15 protein-coding genes, 1 pseudogene and 1 CRISPR repeat array are annotated in these 19,296 nt (G+C 60.6%); of the genes and pseudogenes, 8 read left to right on the top strand and 8 right to left on the bottom strand.

The features are described 5' to 3' along the window. Together SYN63AY4M2_RS14320 and SYN63AY4M2_RS01565 are read left to right on the top strand one after the other, a co-directional pair. Positions 1 to 521 (top strand): annotated as a pseudogene (locus SYN63AY4M2_RS14320) (hypothetical protein); the annotation flags it as partial. 670 nt (positions 522 to 1,191) lie between these two features. Continuing rightward, positions 1,192 to 2,148 (top strand): sigma-70 family RNA polymerase sigma factor, encoded by a 957-nt coding sequence (locus tag SYN63AY4M2_RS01565; RefSeq protein ID WP_011430106.1) that lies wholly within the window; start codon positions 1,192 to 1,194, stop codon positions 2,146 to 2,148. Here the strand turns inward: SYN63AY4M2_RS01565 and gcvT are convergent. Next, entirely contained in the window at positions 2,132 to 3,268 is a 1,137-nt protein-coding gene (gene gcvT / locus SYN63AY4M2_RS01560) for a glycine cleavage system aminomethyltransferase GcvT (protein ID WP_099812182.1), read from the bottom strand. The genes SYN63AY4M2_RS01565 and gcvT overlap by 17 nt on opposite strands. 66 nt (positions 3,269 to 3,334) lie before the next feature. On the opposite strand from gcvT, the gene gloA reads away from it, so the two are divergent. Beyond that, on the top strand, positions 3,335 to 3,769 hold the full coding sequence (gloA, locus tag SYN63AY4M2_RS01555; RefSeq protein ID WP_011430108.1) for a lactoylglutathione lyase: 435 nt from the start codon (positions 3,335 to 3,337) through the stop codon (positions 3,767 to 3,769). 24 nt (positions 3,770 to 3,793) lie between these two features. On the opposite strand, the gene SYN63AY4M2_RS14315 is transcribed toward gloA, so the two are convergent. Next, entirely contained in the window at positions 3,794 to 4,885 is a 1,092-nt protein-coding gene (locus tag SYN63AY4M2_RS14315; protein WP_011430109.1) for a TonB family protein, read from the bottom strand. A 260-nt stretch (positions 4,886 to 5,145) separates the two neighbouring features. On the opposite strand from SYN63AY4M2_RS14315, the gene SYN63AY4M2_RS01545 reads away from it, so the two are divergent. The 3 genes from SYN63AY4M2_RS01545 (at position 5,146) to SYN63AY4M2_RS01535 (ending at position 8,526) form a co-directional block, all read left to right on the top strand. Then, positions 5,146 to 5,625 (top strand): VOC family protein, encoded by a 480-nt coding sequence (locus SYN63AY4M2_RS01545; protein WP_011430110.1) that lies wholly within the window; start codon positions 5,146 to 5,148, stop codon positions 5,623 to 5,625. Between the two features lie 17 nt (positions 5,626 to 5,642). Continuing rightward, positions 5,643 to 6,500: a Tab2/Atab2 family RNA-binding protein gene (locus tag SYN63AY4M2_RS01540; RefSeq protein WP_011430111.1), complete on the top strand. Its 858-nt coding sequence runs from the start codon at positions 5,643 to 5,645 to the stop codon at positions 6,498 to 6,500. 309 nt (positions 6,501 to 6,809) lie between these two features. Continuing rightward, a CRISPR array of direct repeats spans positions 6,810 to 7,456; the repeat unit is 36 nt; unit sequence GTTCCCCCTTCGGGGGGATCCCTAGAAATTGGAAAC. 68 nt (positions 7,457 to 7,524) lie between these two features. Next, positions 7,525 to 8,526 (top strand): o-succinylbenzoate synthase, encoded by a 1,002-nt coding sequence (locus SYN63AY4M2_RS01535; protein ID WP_011430112.1) that lies wholly within the window; start codon positions 7,525 to 7,527, stop codon positions 8,524 to 8,526. Here SYN63AY4M2_RS01535 and prfB read toward each other — a convergent pair. Next, a protein-coding gene (prfB, locus tag SYN63AY4M2_RS01530) for a peptide chain release factor 2 (RefSeq protein WP_143596961.1) occupies positions 8,523 to 9,651 on the bottom strand; the annotation gives its coding sequence in 2 pieces (ribosomal slippage) (positions 8,523 to 9,578 and positions 9,580 to 9,651; 1,128 coding nt in all). The genes SYN63AY4M2_RS01535 and prfB overlap by 4 nt on opposite strands. 255 nt (positions 9,652 to 9,906) lie before the next feature. Here prfB and SYN63AY4M2_RS01525 point away from each other — a divergent pair. Continuing rightward, positions 9,907 to 10,317: a DUF4359 domain-containing protein gene (locus tag SYN63AY4M2_RS01525; protein ID WP_240527379.1), complete on the top strand. Its 411-nt coding sequence runs from the start codon at positions 9,907 to 9,909 to the stop codon at positions 10,315 to 10,317. Here SYN63AY4M2_RS01525 and SYN63AY4M2_RS01520 read toward each other — a convergent pair. Both SYN63AY4M2_RS01520 and SYN63AY4M2_RS01515 read right to left on the bottom strand, forming a co-directional pair. Further along, on the bottom strand, positions 10,314 to 11,435 hold the full coding sequence (locus SYN63AY4M2_RS01520) for a methyl-accepting chemotaxis protein (protein WP_099887150.1): 1,122 nt from the start codon (positions 11,433 to 11,435) through the stop codon (positions 10,314 to 10,316). The two genes, SYN63AY4M2_RS01525 and SYN63AY4M2_RS01520, sit on opposite strands and share 4 nt — an antisense overlap. Positions 11,436 to 11,700: 265 nt before the next feature. Further along, a complete protein-coding gene (locus SYN63AY4M2_RS01515; RefSeq protein ID WP_099887149.1) occupies positions 11,701 to 12,921 on the bottom strand; it encodes an HD domain-containing phosphohydrolase in 1,221 nt (406 codons plus the stop codon). A gap of 163 nt (positions 12,922 to 13,084) precedes the next feature. Here SYN63AY4M2_RS01515 and pth point away from each other — a divergent pair, with 163 nt between their 5' ends. Further along, positions 13,085 to 13,762: an aminoacyl-tRNA hydrolase gene (gene pth, locus SYN63AY4M2_RS01510; protein WP_099887148.1), complete on the top strand. Its 678-nt coding sequence runs from the start codon at positions 13,085 to 13,087 to the stop codon at positions 13,760 to 13,762. A gap of 44 nt (positions 13,763 to 13,806) precedes the next feature. On the opposite strand, the gene SYN63AY4M2_RS01505 is transcribed toward pth, so the two are convergent. From SYN63AY4M2_RS01505 to leuS, 3 genes are all read right to left on the bottom strand, one after another. After that, a complete protein-coding gene (locus SYN63AY4M2_RS01505; protein ID WP_099834921.1) occupies positions 13,807 to 15,048 on the bottom strand; it encodes an AI-2E family transporter in 1,242 nt (413 codons plus the stop codon). Between the two features lie 180 nt (positions 15,049 to 15,228). Further along, positions 15,229 to 16,248, bottom strand: coding sequence for a hypothetical protein (locus SYN63AY4M2_RS01500; protein ID WP_011430118.1), 1,020 nt, complete (start codon positions 16,246 to 16,248; stop codon positions 15,229 to 15,231). A gap of 298 nt (positions 16,249 to 16,546) precedes the next feature. Next, positions 16,547 to 19,168: a leucine--tRNA ligase gene (gene leuS, locus SYN63AY4M2_RS01495; protein ID WP_099887147.1), complete on the bottom strand. Its 2,622-nt coding sequence runs from the start codon at positions 19,166 to 19,168 to the stop codon at positions 16,547 to 16,549. Between the last annotated feature and the right edge of the window lie 128 nt (positions 19,169 to 19,296).

The following is a 19,296-nucleotide window of genomic DNA, read 5'->3' as shown; positions in this document are numbered from 1 at the left end:
TCAACAGCGCTGCCCGCGAGATCACCTACACCCCCGGGGGCCAAGACACGCTCTCCAAGCTGATCCGCGGCGAGCTGAAAGCGGAAGAGGCCCTGCCCATTCTGGGCCAGCTGAAAGCGGAAGAGGCCCTGGCCATTGTGCAGCCTCAGCCCACCCCGACGCCGACGCCCACCCCGACGCCGACGCCCACCCCGACGCCGACACCCACCCCGACGCCGACGCCCAACCCGACACCCACTCCCGCGCCGCCTCGCCAGCCTCGCTTTCAGCTGGACCGTTCCCGTCCCACCGCAGAAGGGATCCCGGCTGTTCCCGCGCCACCGCCCGTAGGGCTCACTCCTGAACCTGAACCCAGCCCAGAGCCCTCTCCGCAGCCTGTCCCCACTTCAACTCCCCAGCCTGTGGCTACACCTTTGCCGCGCGTCACCCCCATCCCCTTCCAGGAGCGGCGAGTGCGACAGCAGGGGTTGCGGCTTTTCCCGCCTGGGCTCCATAGCCCCTACTCGACGGATAACCTGTAGTACGATGGCGGCTCGAAGACTTGACTCTATGGGTAGTGTCTGAGATCCAAAATTTATCTTGATTTACTCTAAACTTGGGGCAGCCAAGACGATGGCTTTTCCTTGGGATCTGCCTTGGCTGGTTTGGGGTTGAGGCTCATTGACAACTCTCTCTGAAATCAGCCTCAAAAGGTTTCAGAAATGGATTAGCAGGCTGTTTGATACCTTGCCGGGCCAGCCTCTCCGATAGATTTCTACAGACAAAATAGGCATCTGTAGCAATGTAGAGTGTATCAAAAAACATGTTTCTTATCTCAGTACAATCTGGTTAACGATTGAGAGAGCATGACCGATCTTGCTTGCTTTTTTTCTGTCCTATTGATTTAAGTTTCGAGTAACGGAATCGCCTTATTTTAGTAACATCTACCCGTAAATCGGCGAGCTGACAGAGGCCGGAACTGAGGAACCGCTGGCGGTAGCTCAAGGACAAGACTCAATAAATTTAGTGAATCAAATAGCCGCTGAAAGTCTGGATTTTAGGTTGCCAAAACCTTTACGGAAAGGCTTTTCTACTGGTATGAATAAAGTGCTGTTTGCAGCAAGGTCGGCTTCGTACTGTGGGAAGCAAGCTTGATGCGACAGCAGAAGCGAAGATTCTGACAGGGCATCAACTTATGGTGTGGGGTTTGATATGGCGGAGAATCTTGAGCTGCAAGACGCAGTGGGGCGTTTTTTAAAAATCATTGGGCGCTACTCGTTGCTCACCGCTGAGGAAGAACTGCATCTGGCCCACCAAGTGCAGCGGATGATGGCCCTTCTGGAGCAGCGGCGGCAGCACGAGTCGCTGGAGGATTGGAGCCGACGGCTGGGGATCCCTTTAGAGGAGCTGCAGCAGATCCTGCGGCAGGGGGAAGCGGCCAAAAAGCGCATGGTGGAATGCAACCTGCGCCTGGTGGTGTCGATTGCCAAGCGCTACCGCAACCGCGGCTTGCCGTTCCTGGATCTGATTCAAGAGGGCACCATTGGCCTCACCCGCGCCGTGGAAAAATTTGATCCCACGCGGGGGTACAAGTTCTCCACCTACGCCACCTGGTGGATCCGGCAGAGCGTGAACCGCGGCATCCAAAACAAAGGGCGCCTGATCCGGCTGCCCGCCCACATGTACGAGAAGGTCTCCCAGGTGAAGCGGCGCTACCGCGAGCTGTCCGCTGAGAAGGGATCCCGGCCTGCCGCAGAGGAAGTTTTCGATTCGCTGGATATTGGCGACAACTACCGCGAACTGATCACCCGCCACATGGCCGAGATCCGATCCCTTAATGTAGGGGTAGGCGACGAGGACGGCACCGAGCTGCAGCACTTTATCCCTGACGAGGACAACGATCCCATCGAACATCTGAATCGGGTTGCCCATTGCGAGGAAGTGCGCGCCCTGGTGAGCCAACTGAGCGAACGCGAGCAGCAGGTAATTGTGGCCCGCTATGGGCTGGATGGGTCGAAGGGCCTGACGTTGCGGGAGATTGGGGAGCACATCGGTCTTTCGCGGGAGCGAGTCCGGCAAATTGAGCGGCGGGCCCTGCGGAAATTGCGGCGGCTACAGCAGGAATACTCCACCCCCAAGGCCGGCAGACAGCTCAACTCCCCAAGCTAACTGGAGCCTGCCCTCTGTAGAACGGCTTCTTCACCACTTCAGCAGGACGGCGCTGGCCCCGAATCTCAATCTCTAGCTGGGATCCCACCTTAGCCCAAGTTGAATCCACATATCCCAGGCCGATGCCATAGCCCAAAGTGGGAGAATGGGTGCCGCTGGTTACCCGGCCGATCGGCTCAGGGGAGTTGGGAGCGTAGATGGCATAGCCGCGGCGGGGAATGGCTCGCTCCAACAGCCGAAACCCCACCAGACGGCGCGGGATCCCTTGCTGGCGTTGGCTTTCGAGGGCAGGCTTGCCGATGTAGTCCCCTGGATTGCTGACCAACCAGCCCAGGTCGGCTTCCAGGGGGGTGGTGCTCTCATCTATGTCTTGCCCGTAGAGACAGAAAGCGGCCTCCAGGCGCAGCGTATCGCGGCAGCCCAGTCCACAAGGCTGTACCCCCGCCTGCACCAGTTGCTCCCAGAGCCAAAGCCCGTCGGCAGGGCCGAGCAGGAGCTCAAAGCCATCCTCTCCGGTGTAGCCGGTGCGGGCCACAAAGACCCCTGCCCCTGAGGATCTCTCTTTTCGAGTCGCAAACTGCCCGTGTTGAAACCGGCGCAAAGCCCTCAGGGATCCCGCCAAAAAAGGCTGCAAAACCTCTTCGGCTGCCGGCCCCTGCACCGCCAGCAACACCTGAGACTCGGTGTGATCTTGAAGTTCCAGGCCGGGGATCCCCTGCTGATGGAGCCACTCCCAGTCCTTTTGGCGGGTGGCCGCGTTGACGATCAGGCTCCAGTGCTCCAGCTCGCCTTCTGGTGGGTGCCGGTAGAAGATGACATCGTCCACAATGCCCCCTAGGGGGTTTAGCAAAACCGTGTAGCGAGCGGATCCCACCGCCACAGCGCCCAGATCGCTGGGCACCAGACGGCTGAGGTGGGATCCCAGCTCCGGCCCCCAGAGGTCGAACTTGCCCATGTGGGAGATGTCGAAGACGCCTGCCCGCTCCCGCACCGCCCGATGCTCAGCCACCACCCCCTGATACTGCAGCGGCATTTCCCAGCCGGCAAAGGAGACAAACCGCGCCCCCAAGGCTTGGTGCAGGGGAAACAGGGGGGTGCGTTGCAGGGGAGTTGAGCTCATCCACGGATCTCTAGGAGTCAAGGACTAGAATAAACGCAACGTCGCCCATTTCTTGGAGCTCGTCCCATGCGTCTTCTCCACACCATGATCCGCGTTGGCAACCTAGAGCGCTCCTTGCAGTTCTACTGTGACGTTCTGGGGATGCACTTGCTCCGCAAAAAAGACTACCCCAGCGGGGAGTTCACGCTGGCCTACGTGGGCTATGGCGACGAATCGGAAACGGCGGTGCTCGAGCTAACCTACAACTGGGGTACCGACCACTACGAGCTGGGCAACGGCTACGGCCACATCGCCATCGGCGTCGAGGATATCTACAGCACCTGTGAGGCTATCAAAGCCCGCGGCGGCAAAGTGGTGCGCGAGCCCGGGCCCATGAAACACGGCAGCACCGTGATCGCCTTTGTCGAGGATCCCGATGGCTACAAAATCGAGCTGATCCAGATGGGATCCCTGCAGGAGCAGGGTGCCGCCCCCGAAAGAACAGCTGCCGCCTCTGCCTAAACTTGCCAGAAGCGGATCCCCCACCTAGTTGGCGGATCCCCCCACCGTCAACTTGCCCAAGACGTTGATGTCGAAGGTGAAGTTGATCGTCACCGAGTTGCCTTCATAGGCCTCAGGCAGGGGCAAAAAGGGCGCCGCCCGCTGAATTGCTGTCAGCGCTGCGTCGTCGGTTTGTTGGCTGCCGGAAGTGCGGGCCAGGCGAATGCTCTGCAGCTCGCCCCCCCGGCCCACTGTAAAGATCACCACTGTGCGGCGGGAGGTGCCGGTCTGGCCAGGGATCCAATTCTGCTCCACTTTGCGTTGCAGAGCTGCCAGCCAAGGGCCCCAGTCCACATTGGCCCGCGCCGCCACGCTGGGGGGGTTGGGAGCCGATTGGGTGGGGTTGGCCAAGCCGCTGGCTCCTCTGCCCTGGATCCCGGCCCCATCACTGGGAGCGGAAGCGCTGAGGGGCGGCCCCAACTGGGAAGCATCGGAGGGCCGCTCGGCAGGGAGAACCTCCGTCGGCGGTTGGGGAGCAGGCGCAACAGGCTGCAATTGGCTGGGATCCGAGTCCCGCTCCCTGGGCTGCACGGGTAGAGGCTCGGCAGTGGGGGGGCGGGTGGGAGCCGGCGGAGCAGGGGGAGCAGCCGCCACCGGTGGCGGAGTCTGGGTGGGAGTGGGCCGAGGAGGAGCCGGAGGCGCAGTTGGCGTAGGGGGTGGGGTAGATCGAGGAGTGGCCAGAGCAACTTCCGCCGGAGCAGGGGGTGGAACAGGGGCAGGCGGCTGCGGTTGCGGCGGCTGGGGTTGCGGCGGAGGAGGTGGGGGAGCCTCCTGGCGAGGAGCAGCCTGGGATTGGGGTGGACTGCCCTGAGAAGGGGGGGCTTCCGCCCGCTCGCCCCCATCGCGGGAATCCACTTCCGAAACCAGCTCTGCTTCTTCCGGCGGCTTGAGATCTTCTGGCTCTAGCAGGATAAACTCAATGGCCTCTTGTTCTTGCTGGCGAAGTGGCCAAAATCGACTCCAGTAGAGCAAGGCCAGCAGCGCCAGCACGTGCAGCAGCAAGGACAGCGCCACCATCCAAAAAAAGTCGCGCGCCTCTTCCTCGCGGCGGCGCTGTTCAACCCAGATGCTGGTCATGACCAAGCTTGCCCCTTCTTACAAACCTCTCAACACACCGAGTTCTCTTGCTGCAGACTCGGCCAAAGGACTCCGTCTCGCTGACGCGAGAGTGCTCCGCACTGCTGGCGCAAGCAGATTACACGCTAGCTAGTGTTATAGCATCCGAGCGGTTGGGCTTCCTGCGCAAAGGCGTACAGTCGGCATTCCACCTGGCAGCAGCCGTTCTAAAATCGCCTACCTTAGATAAAGAGCAGGGATCCCGATTTGCAGGAGAGCCCATGGAACCCATCTGCTTTCATCTGGCCTTTCCGGTTGCCGATCTTGCCTTGGCCAAGGCCTACTACGGCGAGGGCTTGGGCTGCGAGGTCGGTCGAGAAACCCCTGCCGCCGTCATCTTGAACCTGTATGGCCATCAACTGGTGGCCCACCTCACCCAGGAAAAGCTGACGCCCCAGCGGGGCATCTACCCCCGCCACTTTGGCCTGATCTTCCCTGCCCAGGCAGATTGGCAGGCGCTGGCCGAGCGGGCCCGCACGCGGGGATTGCTTTTCTATCAGGAGCCACGCTGGCGCTTTGTCGGCACCCCCCTGGAGCACGGCACCTTCTTTTTGCAGGATCCCTTCTACAACCTGCTGGAGTTTAAGTACTACCGCTACCCTGCCGCCATTTTTGGAGAGCGGGAATGGGCTTTGGTCGGGGATACTGCTTTCCATCCCTCAGGCCAACAGCTTCCGGATCGCTCTCCCAGCAGTGCGTAGCAAACGGGAGGAACACCTTGGCCACTCAACCCCTACACTCTAGCCCTGGGCGCGGCCCCATTTGGCAGATGGATTTCAACGCCGTCCCACTGCGGGATGGGCAGGGGCGGCGGGTTTGGGAGCTGCTGGTCTGCGATGCCAGCGGCCAGTTGCGCCAGGCCAAGTACTGCAGCAACCAAGAGGTCAATAGCACCTGGGTAGCCCAACAGTTGCGCGGCTATCTGGAGGCAGCCCCCCAGCCGCCTGCAGCCATTCGCGTCTTCCGAGCCCGCATGAGCTCCATCTTGCAGCGGGCCTGCAACGCCGCCGGGATCCCCATGCTGCCCAGCCGTCGGGTCTATGCCCTCAAGGCCTGGATGCGAGAGCGGGCAGAGCAGGTTTACCCCCAAGAAACCCAGTTCACCTACAGCCCTGAGCCCCCTGTAGAGCCGGAGCCGCCGGATCCCATCCCCCTGCCGGATAAGTTGCAGGGGGAGCGCTGGGCGTTCGTGACGCTGCGGGCCAGGGATCTGCGGGAAGCCGAGACCTGGCCAATGGAATTCGGCGAGCTGTTCCCGGTGAACTGGGAGGCCTGGGCGCCGGACACGATCATTCCCGGCTTGGTGATTGCCTCGCGGCGGGCTTTGCCCATAGCAGCTTGGCTGAGCGGTATGGAGCCTGCTTATTTGCATGTTGCCGAGGGACGGCTGCTGTTCGAGGCTGGCCTCAACGATTGCTATCTGTTTGCGCAATTAAAAGATGAAAAGCTGCGGGCGGAGGCAGAAGGCTTTGCCCAGCGACAACGCCAAGCCCAAGGGATCCATTTCCTTGCCATCCAGAGCGATTTCCGGGCCCAGTCCTTCGCCGGCTTTTGGCTGATGCAGTACCCTCTCTAGAACAGTTGTCGGCCTGTCTGCCCCGCCACTCGCTCCGCCCCAGTTGCCTGGGCAGCCCGCAAACCCTTGCGTGAATCCTCAGGCTAGCTATGTTTGCGAGGCAACACAAAAATGGTATCAACGCCTCTGCGAGCGCCTCGCCAAAACCCGCAAAGGCTGATTCTTTCGTTGACCCGCTCGATGCCTTGCGCCACAAGGCTTTCAGGCCTCTCACCCCCCCTCTTCGGGGCCCTTTTTTGCCACCTTCGACCGACCCCCTCGCAAATAGGCCTTGCATTCCTTGCCCTGCTTGGGTTTAATAGGGGTAGAGTTCCCCCTTCGGGGGGATCCCTAGAAATTGGAAACCTTGAGGGGGAGGTTAGACTACTTGGTCACTGGGATGAAAAGTTCCCCCTTCGGGGGGATCCCTAGAAATTGGAAACTGTATTGTGCAGTCCCGAATATACTCGTCGAAGTCCGGTTCCCCCTTCGGGGGGATCCCTAGAAATTGGAAACACCTGCAAAACCTACCATAGCATCGTTGTTAATTAGATGTTCCCCCTTCGGGGGGATCCCTAGAAATTGGAAACGAGAACATGTTCTCCACCAGCTTTTCGGTGCTCTTTGGAAAAGGTTCCCCCTTCGGGGGGATCCCTAGAAATTGGAAACATGCGAACATAGAATCCTCCATTTGGCAGGGAATGACTAGAGTTCCCCCTTCGGGGGGATCCCTAGAAACTGGAAACAACTTAGACCGTCCGCCTTCGAACACTAAGACATCTAGTTCCCCCTTCGGGGGGATCCCTAGAAATTGGAAACATCAACCACTGACTAGCGTACGGAACTACAATCATGGTTCCCCCTTCGGGGGGATCCCTAGAAATTGGAAACGCCCAGGGAGTTTAAGAACTCCCGGGCTTGCTTTAGCCACGCGTCCTCAAGTTCCCCCTTCCGGGGGATCCCTAGATAGGGTGTAGGTTGGCCAAGTAAGCGGCTCCCTCTTCCTTGGGGGGAAACTAGCAGCGGGGATCCCCAGGTGTTGAACATGCGCTTTGCGTTTTGCCGATACCGGCGGCCTTTCCGCCAGCCCTTGCGCACGCGCTACGGCCTGTGGTCTATCCGCGAAGGGATCCTGGTTCGGCTGACGGACGCGGAGACGGGAGGTCAGGGCTATGGGGAGATTGCCCCCATCCCCTGGTTGGGCAGCGAGACCGTAGAGGAAGCGCTGGCATTTTGTCAGCAGTTGCCCCCTGAGCTGTCGGAAGCAGAGATCGAGAAGATCCCGGCAACCTTGCCCGCCACGCGCTTTGGGCTGGAATGCGCCTGGCTGGCCTGTCGGGATCCCGGCTGGCTGGCAAGGGATCTCTCCGGGCTTTCCTGGTGTGGGCTTTTTGGGAAAACCCCACCCTCAGGTTCCTACCCCGCCTACAAGGTCAAGGTGGGGGTGGAGCCTCTCGAGCAGGAGGTGAAAAAGCTAGAAAGCTGGCTGGAGCAGTTGCCCGCAGGATCCTGCTTGCGCCTGGATGCCAATGGGGGGCTGAGTCTGGAAGGGGCGCGGCGCTGGCTGGCCCTCTGTGACCGGATCAACCAAGAGTGGCCAGGCAAGATTGAGTTTTTCGAGCAGCCCTTGCCACCAGCGCAGCACGCCGATCTAAGCCGGCTGAGCTGGGAGTTTCAGACTCCCATTGCCTTGGATGAGTCCGTGGTTGGGCTGGAGCAGTTGCAAGCTGTCCACCAAGCCGGCTGGAAAGGGATCCTGGTGGTCAAGCCCTCCTTGGTTGGCTCCTGCCTTGCCCTTAGGGACTACCTCAGGCAACACCCTAGCCTAGATTTGGCCTTCTCCTCCGCCCTGGAAACGCCCATCGGCGCTTGGCATGGCCTAGTTTGGGCGGGATCCCTGCAGGCAAAAACAGCCCATCCCAGAGCCTTGGGATGGGGGGTGGGGGAGTTTTTCCAGGAAGGGGATCCCCTCACCCTGATCACGCTCTCAGCCCAGGAGCGGGCAGCCCTGATGCAGGCGGTGTGGGAGCGCCACAGCCAGCCCTAGACGGCGGCGGCTTGCTTGGCCCGTTCCTGCCGCAGGTAGGCCTGGATAAAGTGCATCAGCTCCTCCGGTTCGCCATTCATAAACGCCTCGACATTGTAGGTTTCGGCGTTGGTGCGGTGGTCTTTGATCAACTTGTAGGGATCGAAAGTGTAGGTGCGAATCCGACCCCCAAAGCCCTGGGTCACCATCTCACCCCGGATCTCGGCCAGCTTTTGCCGGCGCTTTTCTTCCTCAAGCTCGATCAGCTTCGCCTTCAGGATCTGGATGGCCCGCTCCTTGTTTTGCAGTTGGGAGCGCTCTTCGGTGCAGCGCACGGCAATGCCGGTGGGCTTGTGGATAACCCGCACCGCCGTTTCCACCTTGTTGACGTTTTGGCCCCCTGCCCCGCCGGAACGAGAAGTCTCGAACTCCAGATCCTCCATCCTCAGCTCGAACTCATTGTCCTCCTCCAGGATAGGCATGACCTCAACGCCGGCAAAGCTGGTCTGGCGCTTGCCGTTGGCGTTAAAGGGGCTGATGCGCTCCATGCGGTGGTTGCCCTTCTCGGCGGAAAGATACCCGTAGGCATAGGGACCTTCAATCAGCAGGGTGGCCGACTTGATGCCGGCCTCTGCCCCTTGCGAGTATTCCGAAAGCGTGACCTTGTAGCCCTGGTTTTCCGCCCAGCGGGTGTACATCTTCAGGAGCATCTCCGCCCAGTCTTGGGCATCGGTTCCCCCCGCGCCAGCGGTGATGGTGAGGATGGCGCCGTTTTTGTCGTAGGGGCCCGAAAGCAGTTGCCGCAGCTCCCATTGGCCGAGCTCCCGCTCCACCGCCGCCAGGGATCCGGACACTTCGGCCAACAGCTCCGGGTCCGGGTCTTCTTGCAGCAGCTCCAAGGCGCTGGCAGCATCCTCTAGGCGATCCTTCCAGCGGTGGATTTGATCCCAGGAGGCCTTGAGGCTGTTGAGCTGTTGCAGGTGGCGGCGGGCCGCCTCGGCATCGTTCCAAAACTGCGGCTGCGCTGCTTCCTGCTCCAAAATGGCGATCTGCTGCTCCAGGTGGGGCAGGTCAAAGATAGTCCTGAGCACTGCTCAGGCGCGAGGTGAGCGATTCTAGGGTGCGTCTCAGATCGGCCAGTTCCATAGAGAGCATCAAGAGAGAGCATCAAGCTGCGCTTCGGCTCTCATCCTAGCCTGTAGGCTGGCAATTCAACCAAGGGATCCAGCTCTTTTGCAGGTTTGCTGCAACACTGTGAACCGCATTCCTGGCCAATTGGGTGATCCCGCGCCGGCTCTAGGACGCGACAGAGCGGCCTTGGGCGATGGCTTTTGCCGAAGGATCCCTGTCGGAGCACCTCAAGCCCGTAGCAGAATGGAAAATCTTGTTTCGGAGGCCGCTATGCTGAGGGTCTTTTCCTTGCTTTCCGGACTGGTTCTGGCTGGGGGGGTGGCTGCTTTGGCCATCACCAATCCCACCCCGGAAGAGTACGGAGCCTACGCAGGAGACCAATTGGCTGCCTATGCTACACGGGAATACTGCGCCCAGATCCCAGCTTTTTTGCCCACCCTCATTGAGGAATGTCACGCCCTTGTGCAACAGCTGCAACCAGAGCTGGTGGAGCTGTTTCTGCGCCAGACCCGCCGGCAAAACTTCATCCTCTTCAGCCTCTACAGCACCGATTTGTCGTTGCTTAACTTTGGCCCGCTGGGGATCTCCCTGCCCACCTACCACTTTGAAACCTTGGCCGTGGCAGGGCAATTCTATACCTATGAGATCCGCGAGGGCAAAACCACTCCCCAAAAGGGCTAAACCTGGGCCTGCTCCAACAGCGCTTGCAATTCCTCCAGGGCTGCCTGGGCCGACTGCGCCTGCTGGTAAAGGGATTGCACCATCTCGGCGCTGGCCTGAGCCGATTGCAGGGTGGATTGGCTTTGGCGTTGGATGCGCTCTGCCAAGCCGCGGATGCGGTTGCTGGCTTCGGTGGTGCGCCCCGCCAATTTGCGGATCTCCTGGGCAATGGCACCAAAACCGCCGCCCCCACCCCTGCGGTTGGCCTCCACAGCCGCATTAAAGGAGAGCAGGCGAATATAGCCTGCCACCTCTACGATCAAGTCAACGATGGTGTTGATTTCTTTGAGCTCGCGGGAGAGCTCCCGGTTGCTGTCGGCAATGTCCTGAAATAGGCGGCGCACCGCCTCTACCCCGGCAAAGGTGGCGGCAAAGGTGGATTTGCCCTTTTCCGAGAGCACCGAGCTGATCTCGATGATGCGGGCGTTGAGGCGGGCCAGCTCTTCCGAGCGCTGCTGGGCTTGGCGCCGCTCCCGATCCAAAGCCAGGTTTTGGCTGAGGATCTCGGCTTTTTGCCGCTCCAGATCGCGGGCATACTGAAGGCTGCGGTTTTTTTCCTGCTCCAGCTCGGCCAAGAGCCGTTTCATCTCCTCCTGCTGTTCCCGCAGCCTCTGCTGCGTGGCCAAGTATACCTGGGACTGGGCCACCAACAGCACCGGCACATCCAAAAGGCGGTAGTCTTGCGGGCCAATTTGCACCACCACCGGGTCGTAGATGGTTTCTTGGGGCCGCTGGAAGGCCTGGCTGGCCGCTTGCAACACATCGCAGTCGCCGGACAGAAGGAGAAAACCCCGGCCATGGAACTCCACCATCGAGCTGATGGGCCGCTTCAAAAACACGTCTAGGCCGTAGGGCTTGCTCAGCATCCACTCCAAAATGGCGCGCCGGGTCAGCATCCCCTGCACTTGTGACCGCTCATCCAACACGATCACCCCCGAAAGGCTGCTGTCATCCTCTAGGCGGCGCACCACGTTCTCGCAAGGGGTGGACTCGCTCACCTGAAAGTCCGCCAGGGCCAGATCGCGCAGCTTGGTGTGGATCGAGAGGGTGGGAGTGGGCGGATTGGTCAGGGTAGCCATCACAGGGATCCTCGGCGCAGCTTGGGTCGAGACAGGTAGCCAGTAGATGTGCTATGTATTGGGAAACACACAAAAGTGGCTCTGGTCGGCTTGCCAGGAGACTACTGCCGACTGCATTTAGTTTGCCTTGGGATCTCGTTCCCTGGCTACGGTCGCAGGCTGGGGATCGGTTGAAAAAAAAGACAAAGGCGGGTTTTTCCCGTTGCCGAGTGGGGATCCCGGCAAGAGGGGATACTCCAAATCCGCGATTTGGCCGGCTCTGAGCTCAGCGAGGCTCTTGGTAGCGGTGGTAGATCTCTAGAATTTCGCCGCGGCCACGGGTAAAAGCGGCCACTACGTGGGGATCGAAGTGGCTACTGCTTTGGCTCTCCACAAAGCCAAAGATCTCGTCTAGGTTCCAAGCTTTTTTGTAGGGGCGGCGGCTGGCCAAAGCGTCGAAGACATCGGCCAAAGCCACGATCCGCCCTTCCAGCGGGATCTCTTCTCCCTTGAGGCCCCGCGGGTAGCCGCTGCCGTCGAACTTCTCGTGGTGGGTGAGGGCAATGATGGCGCTTTTTTTCATCAGCTCCGAGTCCGATTTACTGAGGATCTCGTAGCCAATCTCGGGGTGGCGGTTCATAATCAGGCGCTCTTCGGGGGTGAGGGGGCCTGGCTTTTGCAAGATGGCATCCGGGATCCCGATTTTGCCCACATCGTGCAGGGGGCTGGCGTAGAAAATCAGCTCCTGTTCATGGCTGGAGAGGCCCAACTCTTTGGCGAGAATGCGGGAATAATGGCTCATCCGCTTGAGGTGAAAGGCGGTGTCTTGATCCCGGTATTCGGCAGCCTGGGCCAGACAGAAAATCGTTTCCAGGTGAGCAGCTTTCAGCTCTTCCCGCAAGCGCACATTTTGGTAGGCAACCGCCGCCTGGGAAGCCAGGGCTTCGGCCACTTGGACTTCCAGCTCAGAAAACGGCTGGCTCCAGTCAGCCACCTGGTCGGGCGCCAGGTCAGCAGGGCGATCCGGCCTGAGGCGGTTCAACAGTTGCAGGGCACCGAGGATGTTTCCTGAGGGATCCCGCAGCGGCACAGTGAGCAGGGAGCGGGTGCGATATCCGGTCTGCCGATCCACCTGGGGGTTAAAAGCGTAGGGCAGGTCGGGGGGCAGTTGATAAACGTCCGGCAGATTCAAGCTCTCCCCGGTGAGCACCACATAGCCCACAATGCTGGAAGGAGCAAGGGGCAGGCGCAGATCCTGCAGTTCCTCGTTGCGCTTGACTACAAAAAAGCGCAACTCCTCCCCTTCGCGGATGAACAGGCTGGCGCCATCGCAACCCGTCAGCTCGCGGGCTTGGGCAACAATCAGTTCCAGCAGGCGCCTTAAATCCGTTTCCGAAGAAAGGGCGATCCCCACTTGGATCAGCCGCTGACTCAAGCGCAAGGCAGCAACGGCCTCGAATTCAGCTTCGCCAAGACAGAGATCGAAGGCAGCAGGCCCATGGGACATAACCTGTCCTCCACCGGGTTACGAGTGTTCTCAGAAGCGTTCCCAATGGAGCGATGTCAGAGCTCTAGCAGGGATCCTGCCGCTGCTCCAAGTTGGGAGGCTGGGGGTCGCCAATCCAAAGTAACTCTGCTACCCTACTTTACCTGTGGAAGCGAGAGACGCTGTGACCCAGGTCAAGACCCAGCCGCCAGAGGAGGTTGCCCTCCAGCTCATCGTTGGCCTGGGCAATCCTGGCCCGCAGTATGCCAACACCCGGCACAACTGCGGCTTTATGGTGGTGGACCGGCTAGCGGAGCGCTGGCGGATCCCGTTGGCTTTGGAAAAGCGGTTCCAAGGTAGCTACGGAGAAGGTTTTGCCCTGGGGGGCAAGCGGCGCCTGCTCAAGCCGGAGACCTACATGAATCGCTCTGGCGAGGCGGTGCGGGCGGTGTTGGATTGGTACAAGTTGGATCCTGCCTCGGTTCTGGTGGTGTACGACGATATGGACTTGCCCCTGGGTCGCCTGCGGCTGCGGGGATCTGGCTCCGCCGGCGGACATAACGGCATGAAGTCTGTCATTGAGCACTTGGGCAGCGAAGCCTTCCCCCGCTTGCGCCTGGGCGTGGGCAGACCTAAGGGCAACCAAGACAGGGTTGGGCATGTTTTGGGGAGCTTTGAACCCGCTGAGCAGGCAGTGCTGGACCGGGTTCTAAGGGCGGCAGTGGCAGCGGTGGAGTGTTGCTTGCAAGAAGGATTGAAGACGGCCATGAACCGCTTCAACCCTTTGGATTTCTCTGGGCCAGATCGGCAAGATCAGCCAGCTCCTCTCAACCCAGCCAAGACTGCGCCCGGAGAAAGCTGATGCCGGGATCCCGCCCCGCTGTCTGACTAAGCAAAGTCGCCTCATCAAGGACTGCGTCCGGCCACGCGATCTTCCACCCGCGGCAATTCCTCAGAACCGCCTGGCCGCGTCAGGGAGTCGGCTTCCCCAGTGGCAGGAGAGGGCAAGGATCCCTCCAGGTTGCTACCGATCCCTCGCCAAGCCAGAGAACCGGAGGCTTCGGCGGCCTGAGCGCACAGCTTGGCGCGCAGCTCTGCCTCCTGCTTGGGCTTGAGATAAAGGTTCTCCAGCAGCACCGCCATACCGGCTACCCAGGGGGGCGCGATCACCGCCCCAACAATGCCCAACAACTGAGTGCCCCCCAGCACCGCCAGCAATTGATACAAGGGCTTCACCCGCACCGAGGATCCCACCAACAAGGGATCCAACACATAGGTTTCCAGGTTTTGCACGGCAACGTACAGGATCAGCACCCACAAAAAAGTCCAGCCCCCTTGGACGATGGCCACCACCAAAGCCGGCAGGGATCCCAAGACTGGGCCGATAAAGGGAATCAGATTGGTAAACCCGGCGATTACCCCCAGCGCCAGCGCAAACTCCGACAGGCCCAAAAAGCGGAGCGAGACGGCAATCATCACCCCCAAAATGGCCGAGACCAAGACCCGCCCCTGGATGTAGCCCCCCATACGTTGCGCCATCGGCTGCACCTGCTGGGCCAACCGCTCATTCCAGGGGTAGGGGAACAGCTCCACCAGGCCCTGCACCAGGTCAGAGCCGCTCACCAGCATATAACCGGAAATGAAGAGGGTCAGCACTACGGTCAACAGGCCGCCCAGCAGACCGCGGGTGAAATCGAAGGACTGCACCAGCAACTGTTGTCCTGAGCGAACTGCCCAGTTCATCAGCGACTGCGGATCCAGCAACTGGTTCAAGTAGTCCAGCGCCGCCGGATCCACCCCTGCCAGATCGGCAATCCAGGTGTCTGCTAACAGTTGGAGCCGCTCCAGGTAAGAGGGCAACCTTGCCAGCAGCCGCTGGGTCTGGGTCACCACCGTCGGACCCATGAGCAGAGCCAAGCCGGCAATCCCGGCAATGAAACTCAGATAAACCACCACCCCCAGCCAACGGGGGATCCGCATCCGCTCCGCCAGATCCACCAGGGGAGCCAGCGCCGCCGCCACCACCACCGCGATCATCACAGTTACCACCAGGTTGCGCAGTTGCCACAGCAACAGCAGCAGCATCCCTGTGGCCACTACCAGGGCTATGGAGGAGACGGAGAGGGTCAGCTGTCTTCGGCTCATCATCTGGCTGGGCTCTCTTCAAGGGGGGCGTTTCAGTCCCCCGGGGTAACAGACGGCTCTACCATCCTGGCCTGGCTTAGCCGAACTTGCCAAACGCCCCTTGCCCAAAGACGCCAAACCCGCAACCTCTCTACTCAATAGCCCAGACAAAGATCCGCAGCAGAAAACCAGCTAGCAGTGGAGTTACCGCAACAGTTCCATCCGTACTGCTTCTACATATTCCAGCAGCTCTGGGGATCCTCTGCCTGCAGCCTGCCACAGCGTCAAAGCACGGCCCAGATCGGCAGCGGCACCGGCCCTATCCTCTCCCTGATAGGCGCGTGCCATGCCGCGGTGGTAGTAGCCCTCGGCTTGCTGCGGCTGCACCTCGATAGCTCGGCTGAAATCCTGAACGGCCAAGTTGAAGTCGCAAATGCTGGCCCACATCAGGCCGCGATGGACATAAGCATCGAAAAGATCGGCAGAGCTTTGGTTTTGCTTGGCCAGCTCGATGGCCAGGTGCGACACATCAAACGCCGATTCCAGATGTCCCTGTTCGGCCCAGATGCGAGAGCGCAACAAGTGGAGTTGGGGGTTGCGATAGGCAATGCGATCCAGAGGGGACAAAGTTGCCAAAGCCTGCTGCAGCTCCCCAAAATACTCGTGTTGTATTCTGGCCTTGAGCAAGTAAGCTTCAGGCAAATAGGGATCCAAAGCAATGGCAATGTCCAGATCCTGTAGCGCTCTGCGCATCAGGTGATCAACGACAGCCGCCTGCTCCGGCTCGGGCAAGGCCAGGGGATCGCTCTGCAACCGATCCCAGAAGTATTGAGCCCGCTGCAGATAGAGCTGCGCGTTCCCCGGCTCTTGTTCCAGAAACTGAGCTAGCCGCGCCAGATAGACGCGATTCAAGTGAAAACGCTCGCCAGCCTGGGTGGAAAGAGGGATCCCCCGCTGCGCCAGCAACTGATGCGCCTGAGAGCGCTGCTCAAGCTGCCGTACTTGGGCTTGCAGTTGGGCTTGTTGCCTGAGCAGGAGCTCAGGATCGGGTTCATCGGCAAATGCCGTCACTTGAACACTCTGCGCTGGCGCCGAGGCAACTTCAGGGACAGCGCCCCGTCCCTTGCGCAGGGAAGCCAACCAGCCGCATTCGCCGCTCAAACACAGCCAAGACAGCAAACCCAAAAGCGCCGATCCGGACAACAAAAGACTGGGCCTCAGCATGGATCCCACCCCACGAAATAGCTTGAAAAAAGAGTTGCCTCTAAGCTAGTTCGCCACAGCCGCAGTGTCCAGACTTTCGGCAATGCCCGTCCTGCGCCACCACTCGGAAACTCCCCCCAGGGGATCCTGCCGCCGGCCAGATCGACCAACTCCACGCGACGATTCTTTGCTGGCTACAGGAGCTGAGAGCCCCACACGGGATCCATGAGGCAACTGGGGCAGAGGAAGAGACAAAAGCCTTGCCGTCAGGTAAGCGGGGCAACCCCACCCGTCCATACGGTGGGGTAGTTTATGAGAGTTAGACAACCAGGTTAACCAGCTTCTTCGGCACCACAATGACCCTCTTCGGCGTCATCCCTTGCAGATACCTCTGCGCCGCCTCCGATTGCAGAGCCAGCCGCTCCTGCTCCTGGGGCGTGACATCGGCAGGGGCTTCAAAGGAGCCGCGCAGCTTGCCGTTGACCTGCACCACAATCGTTACCGTATCGGCCACTAGGGCCGCCGGGTCATAGGTAGGCCAAGCCTGGCGATGCACTGAGTCGGTGCCGCCCAGGGCCTGCCACAGCTCCTCAGCCATGTGGGGGGCAAAGGGGGCTAGGAGCAAGACCAAGGTGCGGATCCCTTCCGCATAGACTGGCGAGTCCGGGATCTCGGCTTCAGCCAGGGCGTTGCTCAGCTTCATCAGCCCAGCAATGGCAGTGTTGAACTGGTACTCCTCCAAGTCCTCGCTGACTTCTTTGATGGCCGTGTGCACGGCGCGGCGCAGATCCCTTTCCGCTTTGGTCAGGGATCCTGCTTCAACCTTGGCCTGCAGCAGCTCGGCGGCTTTGCCCTGCAAGGACTCCGTCCCGCTACCGCGAACAACAAACTCGTACACCTGCCGCCAGACGCGGTTGAGAAAGCGAAACTGCCCTTCCACATCGGCATCGTCCCACTCCAAGTCCTTTTCCGGCGGCGCCTTGAAGAGGATGAACATGCGGGCTGTGTCTGCCCCGTAGTTGGCCAGCACCTCTTCCGGATCCACGCCGTTGCCCTTGGACTTGGACATAGTTGCGTAGATAACCTGCAGGGGCTCGCCGGTTTCCGGATCCCGCGGATCGTTGGGATCCTTAACCAGCGCTGTGGGGATCCAGCGATCCTTGCCGGACTTGTTGGGGTTGTAGTAAGTGCGCGCCTGTACCATCCCCTGGGTGAGCAGACGGGAGAAGGGCTCATCGAAATTCAGCAACCCCAGATCCCGCAGCACTTTGGTGAAAAAACGGGAGTAAAGCAGGTGCAAGATGGCGTGCTCGATGCCGCCCACGTACTGATCTACCGGCAGCCAGGCGTTGACCAGATCCTTGCGGAAGATCTCGCGGTCGTTGCGGGGATCGCTAAAGCGCAGGAAATACCAGGACGAGCAGATGAAGGTGTCCATGGTGTCCGTTTCCCGGCGGGCCTCTGCGCCACAGGTGGGGCACTTCACCTTTACCCAGTCCTCCAACTGGGCCAAGGGGGATCCGCCTCGCCCCGTCAGCTCTACATCTTCTGGCAAGAGCACTGGCAGATCTTCTTCCGGCACCGGCACAATGCCGCAATGGGGGCAGTGGATGACCGGGATGGGGCAGCCCCAGTAGCGCTGTCGCGAGATGAGCCAATCCCGCAGGCGGTAGTTGACCTGCCGTTCTCCTAGCCCCTGCTCCTCCAGCCAGGCGATGGCCCTTTCCACACTTTGCCCTGGGCCCTTGCCCACCGGGATTCCGTTCAAGGGGCCGGAGTTTATCAACACCCCCTCCCCTGTCCAGGCCGCCTGGAGATCTTCGGCACTCTCCACCCCACCCTGAGGCGGCTGCACCACCAGCTTGATGGGCAGACCAAACTTGCGGGCAAACTCAAAGTCCCGCTGGTCGTGGGCAGGCACGGCCATGATGGCCCCTGTGCCATAGCCCATCAACACGTAGTCGGCAATCCAGATGGGGATGCGCTCTTGGTTGACGGGGTTGATGGCGTAGGAGCCCGTCCAGACGCCCGTCTTTTCCCGATCCTCAGCGCTGCGCTCGATCTCGCTGCGGGCAGCGGCCTCGGCCTGGTAGGCTTTGACGGCAGCCTGCTGCTCGGGGGTGGTGAGCTTCTCCACCAAAGGATGCTCCGGCGCCAGCACCATGAAGGTGGCTCCCCAGAGGGTATCAGGCCGGGTGGTAAACACCGGCAGCTCTTCCCCTGTTTCGGTTTTGAAGAGAACTCTAGCCCCTACCGACTGGCCAATCCAGTTCTCCTGCATGGTGAGCACCCGCTCCGGCCAGCCGGAGAGCTTCTCCAGGTCAGCCAGGAGTTGGTCGGCATAGGCCGTGATCTTGAGAAACCACTGCTTGAGGAGGCGCTTTTCCACCCGAGCCCCAGATCTCCAGGATCTCCCTTCCGCATCCACCTGCTCGTTGGCCAGGACGGTCTGATCCACGGGATCCCAGTTCACCGACGCTTCCTTTTGGTAGGCCAGGCCTGCCTTGAAAAACTGCAGGAACAGCCACTGCGTCCATTTGTAGTAGTCGGGGGCGCAAGTGGTGATCTCCCGCTCCCAGTCGTAGGAAAGCCCCAGCCGCTGCAGTTGATCCCGCATCTGGGCAATGTTCTGGTAGGTCCACTTGGCCGGCGGGATCCCCCGATCGATGGCGGCGTTCTCTGCCGGCAAGCCAAAGGCATCCCACCCCATGGGGTGCAGCACCGCGTACCCCTGCATCCGCTTGTGGCGGGCAATCACATCCGTGATGGTGTAATTACGCACATGCCCCATGTGCAGGCTGCCACTGGGGTAGGGGAACATCGACAGGGCATAAAACTTGCGGCTTTCCGCCGTCAGCTCCGGCGTGCGATCCAACCCGAGTTCACGCCAGTGGGCCTGCCACTTGCTTTCGATGGCCGGAGGATTGTAGCGCGCGTCCACAGTCTAGGGCTCCTGGGGAGAACAGCTCTCGGCTTCAGGTGGGCTAAGATACCAGCATTTTGGCATGTTTTGCGGATCCCCGGCGCCGACGGGATCCACCGGAAACCAGTTAACCCAAAGGGATCCCC

This window comes from Synechococcus sp. 63AY4M2 (assembly GCF_002760475.1).
Lineage (GTDB): Bacteria > Cyanobacteriota > Cyanobacteriia > Thermostichales > Thermostichaceae > Thermostichus.
This window is presented reverse-complemented; position numbering and strand designations above follow the sequence as displayed.